The 17,336-nt window shown below is 42.2% G+C and carries 10 protein-coding genes, 1 tRNA gene and 1 CRISPR repeat array (1 of these 12 running past the window's edge); of the genes, 2 read left to right on the top strand and 9 right to left on the bottom strand.

Annotated elements, in window-relative coordinates:
* Positions 1-98 precede the first annotated feature (98 nt).
* From RTN07_RS05860 to RTN07_RS05840, 5 genes are all read right to left on the bottom strand, one after another.
* Positions 99-878 (bottom strand): hypothetical protein, encoded by a 780-nt coding sequence (locus tag RTN07_RS05860; protein ID WP_312176530.1) that lies wholly within the window; start codon positions 876-878, stop codon positions 99-101.
* 92 nt (positions 879-970) lie between these two features.
* On the bottom strand, positions 971-6,190 hold the full coding sequence (locus RTN07_RS05855) for a hypothetical protein (protein WP_312176528.1): 5,220 nt from the start codon (positions 6,188-6,190) through the stop codon (positions 971-973).
* 212 nt (positions 6,191-6,402) lie between these two features.
* The gene (locus tag RTN07_RS05850; RefSeq protein WP_312176527.1) at positions 6,403-8,478 is read right to left on the bottom strand and encodes a beta strand repeat-containing protein; all 2,076 of its coding nucleotides are present in this window, start codon (positions 8,476-8,478) and stop codon (positions 6,403-6,405) included.
* A 103-nt stretch (positions 8,479-8,581) separates the two neighbouring features.
* The gene (locus RTN07_RS05845) at positions 8,582-9,055 is read right to left on the bottom strand and encodes a hypothetical protein (protein WP_312176524.1); all 474 of its coding nucleotides are present in this window, start codon (positions 9,053-9,055) and stop codon (positions 8,582-8,584) included.
* 610 nt (positions 9,056-9,665) lie between these two features.
* The gene (locus RTN07_RS05840; protein WP_312176522.1) at positions 9,666-11,564 is read right to left on the bottom strand and encodes an autotransporter outer membrane beta-barrel domain-containing protein; all 1,899 of its coding nucleotides are present in this window, start codon (positions 11,562-11,564) and stop codon (positions 9,666-9,668) included.
* Positions 11,565-11,784: 220 nt separating this feature from the next.
* Between RTN07_RS05840 and ppk2 the strand changes: the two genes are divergently transcribed.
* Positions 11,785-12,798 carry a polyphosphate kinase 2 gene (gene ppk2, locus RTN07_RS05835; protein WP_312176521.1) on the top strand — a complete coding sequence of 338 codons (1,014 nt, stop codon included), beginning with the start codon at positions 11,785-11,787 and terminating at the stop codon, positions 12,796-12,798.
* A gap of 91 nt (positions 12,799-12,889) precedes the next feature.
* Here the strand turns inward: ppk2 and RTN07_RS05830 are convergent, their stop codons facing one another.
* The 4 genes from RTN07_RS05830 to RTN07_RS05815 form a co-directional block, all read right to left on the bottom strand.
* Entirely contained in the window at positions 12,890-14,332 is a 1,443-nt protein-coding gene (locus RTN07_RS05830) for an ATP-binding protein (protein ID WP_312176520.1), read from the bottom strand.
* A gap of 34 nt (positions 14,333-14,366) precedes the next feature.
* On the bottom strand, positions 14,367-15,044 hold the full coding sequence (locus RTN07_RS05825) for a response regulator (RefSeq protein ID WP_312176519.1): 678 nt from the start codon (positions 15,042-15,044) through the stop codon (positions 14,367-14,369).
* 23 nt (positions 15,045-15,067) lie between these two features.
* On the bottom strand, positions 15,068-15,628 hold the full coding sequence (locus RTN07_RS05820; RefSeq protein WP_312176518.1) for a cytochrome b/b6 domain-containing protein: 561 nt from the start codon (positions 15,626-15,628) through the stop codon (positions 15,068-15,070).
* Positions 15,629-15,740: 112 nt separating this feature from the next.
* On the bottom strand, positions 15,741-16,016 hold the full coding sequence (locus RTN07_RS05815; RefSeq protein WP_312176516.1) for a PepSY domain-containing protein: 276 nt from the start codon (positions 16,014-16,016) through the stop codon (positions 15,741-15,743).
* A 223-nt stretch (positions 16,017-16,239) separates the two neighbouring features.
* Here RTN07_RS05815 and RTN07_RS05810 point away from each other — a divergent pair.
* A tRNA-Val gene (locus RTN07_RS05810) sits at positions 16,240-16,316 on the top strand.
* 606 nt (positions 16,317-16,922) lie between these two features.
* Positions 16,923-17,336: a CRISPR direct-repeat array (repeat unit 28 nt; unit sequence TTTCTAAACCATCTATGCGATGGCGAAC); it runs 4,835 nt beyond the window's last position.

Genomic DNA, 17,336 nt, shown 5'->3' with positions numbered 1-17,336 from the left:
AACGCTAGGCCAAATGTAAAGCGGACAACGATGATACGTTGTCCGCTTTGTGTTGGGCACTTTATCCTACAATGGCAGGTTTGGACGCAATGTTGAGTTCAATGAGGGGATACAACAAGTGGTGGTAGAGGTTGCGGGTTGGGCTCAGCTATGGCAACTTTGTGTGGCTCGATATAAGGTAACACAGCGCCACGGCAACTTTCTCTACTATTTTTAGTCGCAGCAAGCAGCTTTAAGCGCGCCAAATACTGGGCTTTTAACGCATTAAAGCTTTGTTTATCCACACCCGATGTATTTAAGGCGGTTAATTCAGCCGTAGCTACCCAGCGGTCAACAGTATTATAGTGCTCGCGAGAATGGCGCCAACCAAACTCACAAAATTCTGCTTCTGCCCAAATAAGTTTGACTTCACTATCGGCTACTGTTTTGACGAGCGGGGTAAACGCAGGCGTTTGTTTAATGGTCAACAGACTTGCCCAAAGATCGGGACGCTGTAAACCTGATGTAGGCGGAATGTCTGCTGTCAAAGGCAGTTTGTCAACTTGGTTGGTTTTTAACGCCTCAACAATACTTAACGCTTCAGCCAGCGCATAACGACTTGCTTTGGTGAGGCTGGCTTCATTTCTTTCATGTGCCACATAACTTAGCCATGCATCGGCTTTATACGCTTGAAAGCGAGTATTGATTGGCTGGTGCTCAGCTTGATAGGGCTGTAGCTGCTCACGAATACAAAAAACATCTGCGGCAAAGGCTTTATTTTGGGTGCCTTTAGCTATAACAGGTGCAACGGCTTTTGTATCAGTTGAACAGTAAGCCCCTGGTTTATATTGAGTAGGCACGGCTTGGCTGGCAAGTTCAGCATGACCAGGATTTACCATGAAACCTATCATGATAGCGAAAGAGCAAATTGATAACGATGGATGGGCGAATAAAGACGCAGCCGAGACACGAGCCTGAATTGGGTTTAATTTCATTTTTTAGCAACCTCATCATCTGCCATCATACGGCTATTGACGGTAGGGCGTTTTTTGTTAAATAAATCTTCGTCAAATTTATAACGTAATCGGACATACGCGCCTTGTTGGTTGTCGCTGCCACTGGCGATATCATCGTCATGATAGCCTTTGAAGTTGTAACCTGCAGAAACCCACAGATTTGCCATGGGTGTATAACCCACCTCGGCGCCGATTAAATAATTACGTGAGTCATTATCGCTCCACATGGTACCCGCTTGGATACCCGCATCCCAACGTTCGTTGATGTCATACATGGCGCGAGCGGATAATACTTGAGAGGTACTATCACTGGTGATGCCATCCATCGTCAATTCATTGTATTTACCCGCGTAATGACCCGATAAAGTCAAGCGGCGTACAGGATGATAATTGCTATGTAAAGAAGCAATATAGGTTTCTTTTTTGTAAGGGCTATCAGCGTCTAGACCGTTATTGTCATAGCGGTATTCAATTTTTGCTAGATGGTCGCTGATGTTGTTATCGTAGTCACGATAAGCCACACCCAACTGGAACCGATCAATGGTGCGATCTTTATTTTGCTCATTATCTTGTTGCAGCGAATAGATATTTTTGGCTAGCAAGGTAACGTCATCATTGATTTTGTTGGCATAACCAAAACTAGTCAGCAAAGTGTCAGTTTGTACGCCCCAACGTTTTTCAACACGCCCACTCACTTTATATTTGTCACTGGCTAAGTAGTCAATACCTACCGTTGCTGCTGTTGCTGTGTTGTCGCTCTCACCTTGCATAGATTCAAGGTGTTCAAATGATGTATTGACGTAGACGCCATCTTGCACTTTCCATTTATTGCGTAAGCCAATCGCCGCTTCGGATTCGCGTGATGATATGCCGTCTTTGACACGGTATTCACTAAAGACTTGACCGTCTTTCATGTAGTTGGCATCTACCCCGATGATGGTTGATTGGTGTTCATCTGTACTATCTAGACCATAATCACCGGTTAAGGTTGAAGCCAATTCGTGACGCGCATATAGGCGACCTTTATTCCATAGGCTCGTTTCACCACCAATACTCCACGCATTACGGCTAGCATCATCAATATCCTGCTCGTATTCGACAAACACTTTTGATTTATTCAATCTTGGTAAATCCGCAGTCAATTTACCACGAAGTGTCGTACCTTGATAATTGCTGTCATTGTTAGTCACGCTTGAAGTCAATGACTGATTAAGGTCATCGGTATTGACCACTTCTTGATAATTGGTGGAAGCCGCTTTGGCATCTTTTTCGTAGTAACGTACGCCCAATTCACCCGTTAAGATATCGGTAAGTTTACGCTCAATACTGACCGTCGCACCTTGACGTTGGCTGTCATTGGTGTGGTCTTTGGTTTGAATGGCTTCAGCTTTTAGCAAGGTTTTATCATTAATACGGCTATTGACCGTCAAGCCAGTCTCAGTACGCCCAGCAGTAATGGGTGACGTTGCAGGCGTAAAGCCTTCATCGGCTTGGTTATAATACAATTTGGCATCACGCGCTTTGTCTTTATAAGTCAATTCAACGCGCGCCGCATCCCCGGATGTCTGTGAATTTAAGCTTTGAACATTAATGGCTGATGCAAGTGAGTCATTGATTTTATCCGAATCATAATGGGCAACCTCGGCGATAAGTTTTAATTTATCGTTAAATTTAACAACGCTATTCACCCCTGAGAGTTTCTCGTTATTGGTGGGGTCATCACTTTGGGCATAACTTGCGCCAATATTCACTCGTTTGGTGAGCTGATAGTTACCAGCGGTACCAACAATGGTGTAGTCTTCACCAACATCATCCGCTTCAACGGTCACGCGCAAATAAATAGGGTTGCCATCAATATCCGTGCTAGCAATCGGTGCGCGTAGATAAATGGCACGGCTAACACTATCAAAATCGTAGTCACTATAACGGTTGAGCGCTTGACGAGAGATAATGGTACCTGGATTGTTGCGGTCACGAACCAGCACTTCAACCGTTTCACTGTTGAGTAGGATGTCCGCAAAATCTTTAACGCCAGTCGGATAGGGACCTGAGATACCCAAACCACGAGTTTCTGTGACGTGTTGGCTTGAGCTTGTTTGTGCCGCAAAGGCAGTGACTTTGGCTTTATCGGATTCGTAGTGTGCTTTTGCACCTGTTAGGGTACGGTCATATTGACCCAATGATAAGCCTTCTTCGTTGTCGATATGGGTTTTGATATCGCCATACATCACGAATGAACGACCTTTGTCTAAACGTACGTAGAATTTTTCGCTAGACTGGGCATCAAAACCTTTGGCAGAGGCATCACCATACACAGGATAGTACTGATCGGGGTCAATATCACGAAATAGACGATCTTTTTTGTCTTTATCCGAATCATACGCCATGGTCAATAGCATATTGCCGCGCACTTTGCCTTTTAAGAAAAATGCCGCACGACCATGCGTACTGGTGTTATCGCTATCATTGCCTGATAGACTGCGTAATTCTTCTTCAAAACCGTCATTGTTGCTGACGGATTCAATTTTTGAGCCAAGGTTGTTAAAGGAAATCGCCCCTTCAACAATACCTGCTGCGATCATCGGGCGTAGTTGTGGCACGAATTGGATAGGGATAATTTTTTGTAAGTTACCGGCTTTGACCACCAAGTTGCCTTTGCCTGGATTGGTGGGAGCACGGACGCTCACGAGCAGTTCACCGCCTTCAGCCATCATTTGAATGCCAGCTTGGTCTTTACTGTGATCTGGCTGATGACTGACAATAGTACCAATATCAGTATCAAGTGATACCGTGGCAGGCGCAGCATACTGACCGTGATCGGTGTCATTTAGGCGAATTACCACTTGATATTCACTAATGCCATCCGCTTCTACGGTGTTTGATTGATTAACGGTAGTAATATCTGCAATTTGGTTGGGTGCATATAGGTTGATAGATTTGCTAGAAACGACTTTGCCTGTGCTATCTGTTGCGCGAATCGAAAGGGTATTATTGCCACGTTGTAACGGTACGGCAAAATAATCAAACCCTGAGATACCTTCTTTATCCCAAGCGACTTCTTTACCCATCAAGCTACTATCAACTGGCTGGTTATTAACCAATAATTGCGTGCTTGCGCCTTTCGGCGCTTTAATTTGAACGCGGATTTTTGTACTATCGACACGTTGGTTATTGGTCAAATTTAAGAAATCTGCATCGGCTGTCACGCCTTCGATGCGCTTGTCATCGGCTGTCGATAAGGCTTTTTCAATCTCAGGGGCTTTGACAGGCGCAAGGGTATGCACTTCTAGCTGCCCCGTTTTTTTGACGGGCGCTATCTTGTCAGCAATCACGGATTCACAGTTGATCTGACCATCAGCGATATTGGGGTTTTTACAGCCAGAGGCTTCAATATTGGTGTTGTTATCAACCGTGTAAGTAGGCTCTAAAGCCAAGTCTGTTTTGATGGCTTGCTCTAACGCATCGTTCTTAATCGCAATTTGTTTGGCGCGTTTTTGCAAATCGCTAATTAATGCAGCATGACCTTGGTTATCATTGCTGTCGATCCCATCGGTTATCGCAAAATCTGCACGATGCAATTCACCAAATTTTAAGTCAACAAAACGGCTCCCTGGATCGCCTGCATTGCGATTGCTTTGTTCGATAAGTTCAACACCGCGCGGTAGCGTGGTACGGTCAAGTTTGATAACGTGGGTTTTGGCTTTCATGCCATACACGCTGTATTTACCTTCGCTATCTGTGACAACAAAGGTGCCATCTTCTAGATAAAGACGAACACCTGCAACACCCAGTTCATTTTGCGCTTTTTGCTGAATGCCATCTCGGTTAAGGTCAGCATATACTTTACCAATGATAATGCCATCGGTGTTTAATACGCCTGCTGTTACATCAATATGTGCTTCACCTAAGGGCGATTGAACGATACTGCCAGTTAATGAGTTTTTACCTTCTGCAAATGCGATGTTGGTGCCTGTGCCTGAGGCAGCATTAGAGCCCAAAGCAACGCGATAGGTGACTTTTTTGGTTTCATTGGCTTTTAGGCTGTTTAAACCCAATGTCATGTACTTGCCAGACTGGGCAAAATCTTGCGTGTATTTTTGACCATCTACTCTGACCGAGTTTTTGACATAGGTAAAACCTAAGGGTAAATCGTCTTTGACTACCACGTCTGCCGCATCGGTTTTACTTATATTTGTGACTTTGATGGTGTAATCAACAAAATCACCAATTTCGGCAGATTTGACATTCGCTTCCTTGCTAATGCTTAACGCAGTCTGGTCGTTATTAACATTGATTAATGTTAAGATTTTGTCTGAAATCACCCCAGTAGTACTACCATCGGCACTTTCGCACTTATCGGCTTGGGCGGTTAACGTATCACCATCCAATGTCTGAATGACGGCATCGGCAATGGCATTGGCATTGAGCTCAGTAGTGGCTGAGATACGGTATTTACCTGTATTCACCCCTGTTTCAATGGCTTTTAGACGAATGGTATCGCCTGTTTTGCTAGAAGTAACATTGAGCCATACATTGTCAACCTGTGTTGGATTGGCATTACAGTAGGCAAGACCGACTTCAATATAGACAGGCTGTCCAGCAGAGGTTTGACTCAGGTTGTTTTGGTAAGTTGGGTCTTTATATACAATGCTTGGCACGATAGCTACTAAGCTATCAGTTGCGCTAGCTTTTACTGTGTTATCTTCTTGGACTACGGCAGTGATGGGCACATCGACTGTGTCGCCATCTTTAAGCTCGGTGCTGGACAAGGCTTTGACAATCAGATGAATTTGCTCACCTGCTTGAATACTAATAGTAGGCTGTAGCTCGGTTTCATTGCTATCAATAATGCCATTGTTGTTGGCATCAACATACACTTGGAGGTTCGAAAGTGTGTTGGGCGTGTTAAAGCTGACCGCAACATTGGCATCAAAAGTCCCTGTGTTTTCTAGGGTGTTTTGCCATTGCACTTTATTCCCTGGTTTGATCGTGATTTTAAGGGGTTGGGTAAGCTTGATATCGTAACGAGGCAGAGTAAAAGATTGAACGATGGTGGTATTTGATTCGATTACGTTATTAATATCAGCGTTATCATATACTCTATAAGTAGCATTGGCAGTATTATTGATTTCGATAACACCGTGACCAATCGCAGCATGTGCTAAATTTACTTGAATAAGTAACAAACTTGTCATTAGTAAGGTAGGTTTACTTAGACAAGTTTTTCTTGCACTAGGTAACTGGTCAATACTAGCTAGCTTCGGCATATGATGACAAAAAAGTGTCATATCAGCGTTTCTCACTTATACAAATAAATAATCAACTAACTTTAATTGAGGGGAAGTCTAGAGAAATCGCCACCTTGCTAGACTTCCACCTCATATCACAATAATTAGTATTGCACTGATTATTTTGAAGTTTTAATTTTAACTATAAAACGTAAAAACACTGAACTTGGATTGGCTGTATCAGTTGTTTTCGGTATAGACATCAACGAAGAAACTACTGAACCAGTATCTGTGCCCGAAGCATCTTGAGTTGGCGTTGTTACTAAGCCATTTGCAGAATCGCGCGCAGTACCCGCAACATAGTTCGCTGCTTTAGACCATTTATCAGCAGTATCCGTAATTTGTACACCAGTAAGGTCTTTTGTGGTAAATCCATTTAATGCTTCAATACGATAAATAATACATTGACCAGGTAAAACATTGCTAATGGCTGCGTTTGAGTAACTTGCGCCTGCATCAGGATTACCATCACAGTTAGAATCAATGACTTGGGTTTTAACTAAAGTCATAGATTTAACACTAAAAGTATCTGTCGCAGTTACAGCAGCTGGTGCACCAGTACCACTTGGGGTTAACGTAAGCGTGGTTTTTTCAGTTTTGGTAACAACTACACCATCAGATGTCGTGTTGTTACTACTAGCTTCTGTATAACTTATCGTTGCTGTACCACCAACTGGAATACCAGTCGCTAATACATCGCTAACATTAATAGGATTGGTAAGCTGAGTATAAGTTTTGGTGGCTACTTGGGAGCCATTCTTATCAAAAATAGTAACAGTTACAGGTCCAGTAGGTTGTACATTATTGCCAGTAGTTGCATCAGTGATGGCAATCTGTAATGGATTAGTCGTAGAGCCTTCAGCTTGGTTACCAGTATTGGTAATCGTATGCTTAATAGTTTGGGTTGATGTTGGTGCAATTTCAAAACTACCATCGGCTGCAGTAACACCAGAGCTAGGCGTGCCAGCTGAAATGGTTACATTACGGTTAGTAAACACAACGGTAGAGTTTTGGTCGCCACCTGGTTGAGCTGGATCCGTACCATCATCTGTGGTGGTTGTCTTAGTACTGGTGTTAGGAACACTAGAGTCTGTACTATCACGAATTTGTGGATTTGCTGTATCTGGGGTAGATGTGTCGTAATTGTCATATACCTCTGCATTATTAACCACTGAGCCAGCAGTGGCTAAGGCTGCTTTGTCAGTTACTTTAACAGTAAAGGTAATGGTCGCAGTTTGACCACGGTTGAGATTAACGCCGCTTACCACAAGCTTAGAAGCAGTAGAGCCTGAAGTGCTACCATTGTTGGCTGCACCTGTCACTGTAATCGCTTGAGTCGTATCTAGTTGCAGACCTGTTGGAATCACGTCTTGGATTAAAATATTGGTAGCATCAGCGCTATAAGTAAGTTTGTCAGTATTGGTGACTTTAATCGTATATTGATAAGAGGTTGTAGTATTCAAATCAATCGTACTAGCTGCCGATTTTACGATACTAAAGATAGGGGTTGATACAATCGCCTGATTTTCATTGATAAGATTGGCTTTGGTTGAATCAACTTTTGTAAGATAAGAACTGGTAGCACTTAACGTTGCAAGAATTGAATCACCCGCTAGTGGTGTGGTGCTGGTAGTTTGCACTTTCAAAGCGTAGCTTAATTCAGCGGTATAACCTGCTAAAAGCGTGATAGTTTGACCAGAATTAATTGTGGTAGCAGTACCTACTTGATTCCCATTCGTATCTTTAATAACTACTGTAATAGGTCCTGTTAGATTGCCAAACGTACCATCTTTTTTAGCACCAATAATATTAGAATTAACATCTTTTAGGTCAATGGTATAAGTATCGTTGACATTACCTGTATTTTTTAAGGTATTAGTAAAGGTAACATTGCTTCCAGGCAATGCTAAAATTCCTTCATTTTTGTCATCTGTCGTACTTGTACCTTGCGTTGCGACTAAGGTGAAACTACCAATTTCATTCACGTTAACAACAACAGCATTTGAAGTGACCGTAGGCTGTGCTACGCCGTCAACACTATAAGATGCTGTTGCTTTATTCTCGATTTGAACGCCACCAGATGGGGAAGCCGAACCCGATGATGTACTTGCTGATACACCTGTTGCAATACCGAAACCCAGGGCTAAAGCCACACCAGCTGTCAGTACATTAGGGTTAAAATTGAATTTTTTCATTCATAACTCCGAAAATAGGAAAAAAATAAGACTTGGGAAAACGCCCTATTAAAATAAGACGTTATAGGTAACAGCAAAACATTAAAAATAAAAAATTACCCAGTTATTGCACTTTTGCATTCAAACTAACAGTGGTACTCTGCTGAGCAGGTAAGGTTTTAACAATCCAGCGTAGCGCACGATACTGTGATACGGGCACTTCAACCATTTTGCCATTGACCTTACGCATGATTGGCAAATTCTCAAATTTTTTGCCATCTAGACTGGCTTGTGTAGGCGCAGGGGAGCTTGAGCTGACATAGACCATATTCGCTGGCACAGGAAGGGTCAAAGCCAGATCCGTCATAGGTTTTTGGATGTTATTACGGTAAATCGCTTGATATTGGATGATATCACCACTGTTGGCGCGATTGACTGTTTTTAGTACTTGCTTGCCATTTTCTGTGACGATTTGTTTGGCTTGTAAATTGACCGATAATGCCTCTGCGGCATTAGCACCATTTGCCAAACTTATGCCCAATACAGTGGATAGGGCTAAAGTTTTGGCAATTTTTAAATTGTGTGATTTGTGTATCATGTAAGTATCTCAGTTTGTTAACTTTTTTCTATTATATCTCAGTTTGTTAACTTTTTTCTATTATATCTCAGTGAACAATGCGACAAATAATTGAAATTCGTCAAACGTCCTAAAAAGTCGATAATCTGTAAAATTCTGTCAATAGTTTACTTATTTGAAGGTTTAAAAAAGTTATATCGCTAAGGTTTGTATTGATTCTATCGTCAACAAGGATAGGGTGAGTTAGCATTAGATGAGAGGTAGTTAAGAAAAACACCCATTGTTAAGACCGAAAAAAAAGTCGTTGATTTATTTTATATTTGTTAATTTATTTACCCTAATAATTCTATTTAATTTTATAAAATTATAATTTAGGCTATAAATCAGCATTTTTATTAGAAATTTAACCATTTATCGGCTAACGTAACCATTAATCTAATCCATCCTATTGATAAATTTGTTAAGCGTATAAAAACTGAGGTTATGACGATTAGGGATGGGAAATACAAGTTTTGACTAAAGGGAGTAGAGAGTTAAATAGTGGACTATACCTCCATCCTAACGCTCAGTAAAAAATATTTGCGCTAAAAAAGACCACGCTTGGGTGGTCTCTTTTAATCATAAATTAAGCTTAAGGCAAACTACTATCATACTTGGTATTAAAATACAGTGACATATTAGCCCCTGCAGCCAATGATTTAACATTACTAACTACTGTACCATTTTGCCCAAAGGCAGTGACTGCACCTGCCACCCCACTGTTAAAATTAATATTAAAGTTAGTAGACGTGGTATCTGTTGGCGCAACGAGGGTTGATGTGACTGTTGAGGTGTTTACCCCTTTTTTGGGCAGTGCGTCTGTGATTCGCACATTGGTTAATGGGTTGGTCAAATTAGTACGGTTATAAGCGGTGATTCTGTACGCCACGCACTTACGCGCATCGATACCTGACTGAGTGACAGCGTTATAAGTCAAGCCTAACATAGCGGTATTGGTGATATTACAATCATTGGTAGCTTGCTCTTTGACTAATACCAATCCCGCATTATTTTGTGATACTTCACCAAAGTTGAGATTGGGATAGTTATGGGTCGTGGCAACATAGTTTACATTGAGCTGGTTGCTGGTGGTATCCACAGGGTATGATGTTAAGTTACCACCTGGTTCTTGTTCAATCAGACAGACATTGGTTGCACCTGCCATTTCAGTTTGGGTCGCGGTAATGCTATAAGTACCATTTGTATTCACATCAACCGTTTTAATAGCTATAGGAGTTGTGGTATTACAGTTCTTTGCTAGTTGTACTTTTAGCCCTGTTTGATAAATTCCTGTTTCACCTGCGGTTGGATCATACACACCATTAAAGTATTGAGTATTGATACCAGTGAGTTGACGTTCTGTTAAAGTTAAGCCACCGTTATCGTTAAATATGATGCCAGAGAAAATATAAGCACTGGGCGTATTGGTAATGGTACAGGTAATATCGTCTCCATAGGTCAAAGTCGGTAGATTAAAGCTAGTGGTTGAACCACTCGGCATGGTGGTCGCCGAAGATGAGTTAGCATTGGTACAGGCATAACTGGTGCTATAATTGGCTAGATTTCCTTTACCGTCCGTATTAGCGATGGTTTCAGCGATTGTGTAGGTCGCGGTAGTGGAAAGCCCTGGGGCGGTTACACTGTTGCTGCTTAAGCTGCTACCCGTGCCTGTGGTGGTAAAGCTACTAACAGGCGTTGTACCTGTGGTAGTGGCAATGGTAAATTGGTCATTTGTTTCGACACGGTTGCCTGTTAGAACTTTTCTAGTTGTCAGCTTGGGCGGGGTAACGCAGAAATAAAAGTCTGAGTAACCCACTGCATGAGGTGAATTAAGTTGTGTATATCGATTACTATGTGTGATACTGAAGATACTGTTTGCAGACTTAGCCCCCCAAGTCGCATCGATATTACAACCATTAAGGTCACAGTTTCGACTTCTGATAGCCGTGACAATATTATTACTCGCATTAATTGTATGGTAATAAGTATTATAAGTTAACTGTCCGCTAGTGCTAGAAACATCGACTTGCTCCTGATAAGCGACTTGACCGCTATTATTGGCAGCAGAATCCAAATCTTGAACGACAAAGCTTAATTTAGTAACGGCACGATTCACTGAAATAGTCATTGTATGATTATCTTTAATAGCGGGTGAATTATGCACTAAATTTAGGGCATTTTGCGTTGCATTAGTAATACTGCCATAAAAGGGAGGATTTCCGCCATAATTCGAATTTAGGTCAACTAATAATGGAAAACTGACGGTCATGGTCGTACCTGTACCATCAGTGAAGTTAAAAGTTCTACTGGTACTGCCAGCCGTCCATGACAATGCTAAACTGGTAGACCCAGAGGGAGCATTTGCCCCGACATAATACATTTTATCACCGCTAGGACAAATCGGAGCAGCATAAGAAGTGCTGGTATTTAATATTGAAAATATTACACCTATCAGCATCAGCCAATAGACTTTGGGCTTAGCATATTGCATAGAGTTATCCTAATGTAACAATTATTTAATTATCTTAAAAATAAGTAAGCATTGGTACAATTTTAACGACAATTAAATTGAAATAAAACCAAAAACAACAAACTTATGTCAGAACGTTGTTTTTTTCCGATAAGCCTATTTTTTTAACATCCTCTATCATCATATCTTCATAATTTTGTCATATTATCAGCATTTTTAATGCTCATTAGAGAGTCTCACTATGCCAAATAATCAGCCCACTGCTAATAGCAACCTCACTATCAGCAATCATATTACCGATATGCTTGATGACCTGCCCCAATCACAGTTTTTAAATGATGAAACCCTCAAAAACAATGATAGACTGCGACAACAAATGCATGAAGACTTGATTGACAGCTATGATGAAGAGATTGAGTCGGAAATGGACGACTATATCCAAGATTTACGGTATGAGGGGCAGCCGTTAACCGACAGCCAAAAAATCGCTCGTCATATTTATTTTAATGAATTGATTCGTCTGCAAAAAGAACTCATTAAATTGCAAGATTGGGTAGTAGCAACCGGTGAGCGCATCGTTGTCATCTTTGAAGGTCGCGACTCAGCGGGTAAAGGCGGTGCTATCAAACGTATCACCCAACGGCTCAATCCGCGTGTCTGCCGTGTGGCCGCCCTGCCTGCCCCCAATGACCGCGAAAAAACCCAATGGTATTTTCAGCGCTATGTCGCGCACCTGCCAGCGGCGGGCGAGATTGTGTTATTTGACCGCAGTTGGTACAACCGTGCAGGGGTTGAGCGAGTGATGGGATTTTGTACTGACGCGCAATACGAAGAGTTTTTTGAGTCAGTGCCAGAATTTGAGCGTATGTTGGTGCGCTCGGGGATTCGCTTAATCAAATATTGGTTTTCTATTTCAGATGACGAGCAAGAATCACGCTTTATGAGCCGTATTTATGACCCGCTCAAACAGTGGAAACTCTCACCGATGGATTTAGAATCGCGTCGCCGCTGGGAGGATTATACCAAAGCCAAGGAAGTGATGTTTGAACGCACCCATATTCCAGAAGCCCGTTGGTGGGTGGTTGAGGGTGATGATAAGAAAAAAGCGCGGCTAAACTGCATCAACCATCTGCTCTCACAAATTCCCTACCAAGAAATACAACGGGATAATGTGGTATTGCCAGAACGCGAGCATCACGACAATTACCAACGTGAGCCTATCGCTGAAGATATGTATGTGCCTAACGTGTACTAATTTTTTAGTTTACTCCGACAAAAAGGATACGCTATGTACCTTTTTTAAACGCTGCCTGTTGTTGGTCAGTTAAACTTCAGCAATTGGCACGTCAGCGCTTAAAGAGACTGACTTGAAAACCGCAAATCTGACCATTGTGTTCTAGGTTCTGCATGGTAATTTGCAAACCATGCAGCTCAGCGATGCGGCGCACAATCGACAGACCCAAGCCACTACCAATCTCAGCTTGACCTGCGGGACGAAAAAACCGCTCTGACAGCCGAGCAAGGTCGATAGGTGCAACTCCGTTGCCATTGTCAATAACTGTAATCACATCGCTATCTAACACTAACCGAATCGTGGTATGGTCAGGGCTATAGCGAATGGCATTGTCCAATAGGTTACGCAGCAAAATGCCGATTAAAGTGGCGTTACCTGTCAAAGGTAAGATAGCTTTGGCATCCACTAACACATCACGGCGTAATTGGCTGTTTTTTTCGCGGGCACGGCGGTTGACTTCTGAGAGAATGTCATTGGATAGGGCTATCCAATCAATCGCTGCAAAGGTCTGCGGGTCGAGCCCTTGCTGTGGCGCCAGTTTTGCCAAAATCAGCAACTGTTCCACCAGTCGATTGGCGCGCTCATTACTATGACTGATTTGTCGGCAGTGACTCAGGAGTGCATCGGTTTGACTATCGGTTAAATTGGCTTGCAAAATGGTTTGTTGTAGTACATCGGTCTGTAGTTTGATGGCAGTGAGCGGGCTGCGTAATTCATGAGAGGCATCTGCGGTAAAGCGTTTTTCACGCTCAAGGGTATCCGCGACTTTATCAAATAACTCATTAAGCGCGTTTAGCAAGGGTTGAATTTCTAATGGTGTATCGACCGATAATGGGGTTTTATCTTCAGGGCTGCGAGTGCTCAACAAGTCACTAATCCGTTTAAGTGGAACAAACCCTCGTCGCACTGACAGCCATGTCAGCATAATCAATAGCAGCACCCCAATCAGCGAGGGAACGAGTTGAATGGTTAATGATTTATAGATAATCTCTTGACGCGAATTAAGGTTTTGCCCGATAGCGATGAGATGGTTGGTAGCGTCGTCATGCGCATAAAACAGGCGCCACGAGTGACTAAAGGGATTGAGTTCTTGATAGGCACTGGTGTTTTCCAAAAACCCATGTTGTTTGGGCAAAAAAGTAAAATGCTGACCATCTTTATCAGCCATCAGTAATTTACCGTTTTGATCCCAAATCGCAAAACCCATATAGTCTTCTTCGGCATCCCCTAAATCGCCTGATAACAAGCCATTTTCAAGATTTAAAATTTTAGGCTCATTGGCAGGGTTGGCGAGATGAAGTTTACCGTCTTGTGAGATACCAATCAGATAGCGGGCTAATTGGGTGATTTGGGTGTCATTGATTTCGTTGATTTCGTGCGAAAGCCGCCATACCGATATGAGGGTAATCGATAGCCAAATAATCGGTAGTCCGATGAGCAGGGAGTTGAGTAGCTGCCTTTGGATACTATAAGGTTTTTGGGTGGTAGGGGTCATAATGGTAACCGCTTAAAGCGGGATATCGGGCGAATCATTCAGGGCGCTGCAACGCAGGATTGAGATAATAGCCAATACCACGCCGAGTAAGGATAAAATCATTGCCGAGTTTTTTTCGCAGGTTATGAATATGTACTTCAATCGCGTTGCTTTCGATATCTTGCTGCCAACCGTATAGCTTATCCTCAAGGCTGGCGCGGCTATGCACCAAATTGGGATAGCTGATAAACTGCTCAAGAACGGTGATTTCTTTGGCAGTCAAATCCACCCATTTTCCTTGATAAAAAACTTGCTGCTGCTGTGGCAAGTAGCTGACATCGCCATAGCGGATTTCAGTTTGACTGCGCCCTTGGCTACGGCGAATCAAAGCCTGCAAACGGGCAACCACTTCATCTAAAGCAAACGGTTTGACCAAATAATCGTCTGCCCCAGCATTGAGACCTGCCACGCGGTTGGCAATGGCATCGCGCGCCGTAATAATCAAGACAGGCGTGTCAATCTTTTGCTGTCGCCAATTGGCTAAAATGGTCATCCCATCACCACGCGGCAAGGTCAAATCCAATAATACAGCATCAAACACCCCTTCATGAATTGCTATTTCACCGAGTTTGGCATCAGCAAACCAATCCACCATCATGTTTTGTTGGCTCAAGCCTTTGACAATACCATCGGCAATGGTGGCATCATCTTCAATCAGTAAAATTCGGGTCATGAGGGTCTTCCGTGGGTTTTGTCTTAGTTTTTAGCAAAGGTATTTATTAAACAGTTTTTTTCACCCGTTATCATCGATTTTACCAAGTTTTGCTGTTGTAGTCTTCCCATTATAATCGCGGCTGCCACATGTAAAGGGACTAGCCCCCAAAGACTGTTGGCTAAAAATTCGTGAATCGCTTGGATGCTATCGTCTCCCCAAAATTGGTCGGTGGTTTGCAAATAGCCTGTGATACCCAGCGCGATAATGACGCCCCACAGCGCAAACATCATCAGCGCACCCAACGGATTGTGACCCAGATGACCGTGAAACTTATGCTGCTTGATGTCGGTCATATGCTCGCGAATGCGGTTTGGGGTAGGGAAAAAATTACTAAATCTGGCGTATTGGCTACCCACCAATCCCCAAAGCAAACGAGACACTACCAGCGCCATGACGGCATAACCCATATACTCATGCACATCACTACCACCTTCAGTGACGATAAGATTGGCAAAAATACCCGCAGCAACTGCCCAATGAGTGATGCGCACCCAAATATCCCAGACTTTGACGGTTTGTGCAGATTGTGGTTGTGGTAACATTGCTATTTTCCATTGTCTAAAATATCAACACGGCTAAATTAGCCGTGTCAAGGCATAACATTGGCAAACCTACCTCAAATTACATTGGTTGGACGGTTTGCTTATCCTATCATTAGTCGATTTCTGATTTAACGATTTTGCCGTCTTTGGTATCAAAGTACATTTCGACTTTTTTGCCACCTTTGCTTTTGCCATACATTTCATAGCAGTTGCCATCAGTTTTGAATTTTTTGATAGTAAAGCCATGTTTTTCTAACGCTTTTTGAAAATCGGCTTGCGGGATTTGTTCGTTTTTTGGGTGCGCTTGGCAGTTGGCTTCGGCAAATGCGCTGCTGGCTGATAACATAGTGAGTGCCAATAAGCATGAGGTGATTAATGATTTTTTCATAATGCCATCCTAAGTTTTTGATAAAGTTGTCAGGTCACGGGATAAGGTCGATACTGAGGTATATCCAAGTGGCTGAGTGTATTAAAACAACGTAACCTTAACGAAAACTTAGCTGAAGATAGCGCAATAAAAATTGAAGCGAAAAATTAAAACCACTTGCAAAAGCAAAATTTTTTGGTAAAATGGCACTCCTACTTACGCAAGTAGATTGTTAGACCCTTTTAGGCATATAGCTCAGTTGGTTAGAGCACCACCTTGACATGGTGGGGGTCGTCTGTTCGAGTCAGATTATGCCTACCAAATTCCAGAAGCCCCAGTCGATTGATTGGGGCTTTTTTATTGCAGTGATATCAAGGGTTTACGTGGTTTTTCGAGAATTGAAATTTTGACCACTTTTGTGTTTTTGGGCGCAGAAAAATCGCTTAAAAATCTTGTGTGCCCATTTTGTGCCTTGGTTAATTTTTGAGCAAGTAGGTTTTCACCCCCACTCAAATTTAAAAGAGATGAAACTGAATTTATTTCTTTTAGCTTTTATCACTCATTTTAAAAAACCTTCATGTCCTAAAAAAATCCTTTCAAAGTTATTCCCTCCAAATTAAAAACATGGCTATTAGAAACTTTAAGACATTGACACACTAGTTTAGTTAACCGTCTTGAGATTGGAAAAATAGATACAAAAGTTGTTATACGGACTATATAAAGTTTTGAGTTTTCACGGTACGACTCTAAATCCACATACTAATAAAATAATACATAAGCAAAAATTCAATATATTAAATTGCTTACCTTAACTTTAGATTAGGACTATCTCGTATAAAAATGAGAAATATTGACGAAAAAAATGCAAAGTAGATATATACTAGAAAAATTTAGTAGGGTGCATGAACAATATCAATCAAACTCATGTTTCTAAACCATCTATGCGATGGCGAACATATTTACTTGTCGATGATGTGGTGCATCGTTTTTCTAAACCATCTATGCGATGGCGAACTTATTCATGGGATTCCCCCGTCCCATCGTTAGTTTCTAAACCATCTATGCGATGGCGAACCAGAGGATGATACAAACAATTAAAACGGTCATTTTCTAAACCATCTATGCGATGGCGAACATTGGTAGGAACAAGCGCAGTAATCACCAAAGTTTCTAAACCATCTATGCGATGGCGAACGTGTCTGGAGTTGTTGGAGTTGATGGAGTTGATTTCTAAACCATCTATGCGATGGCGAACTGCATGGTCAATGCTTAAAGATGGCAAGAAGCTTTCTAAACCATCTATGCGATGGCGAACTCATAAAAGACGCCATGGTCAATCAC

Origin of the sequence: Moraxella sp. CTOTU46934 (assembly GCF_031979465.1) — a bacterium.
Classification (GTDB): domain Bacteria; phylum Pseudomonadota; class Gammaproteobacteria; order Pseudomonadales; family Moraxellaceae; genus Faucicola; species Faucicola tetraodonis.
This window is presented reverse-complemented; position numbering and strand designations above follow the sequence as displayed.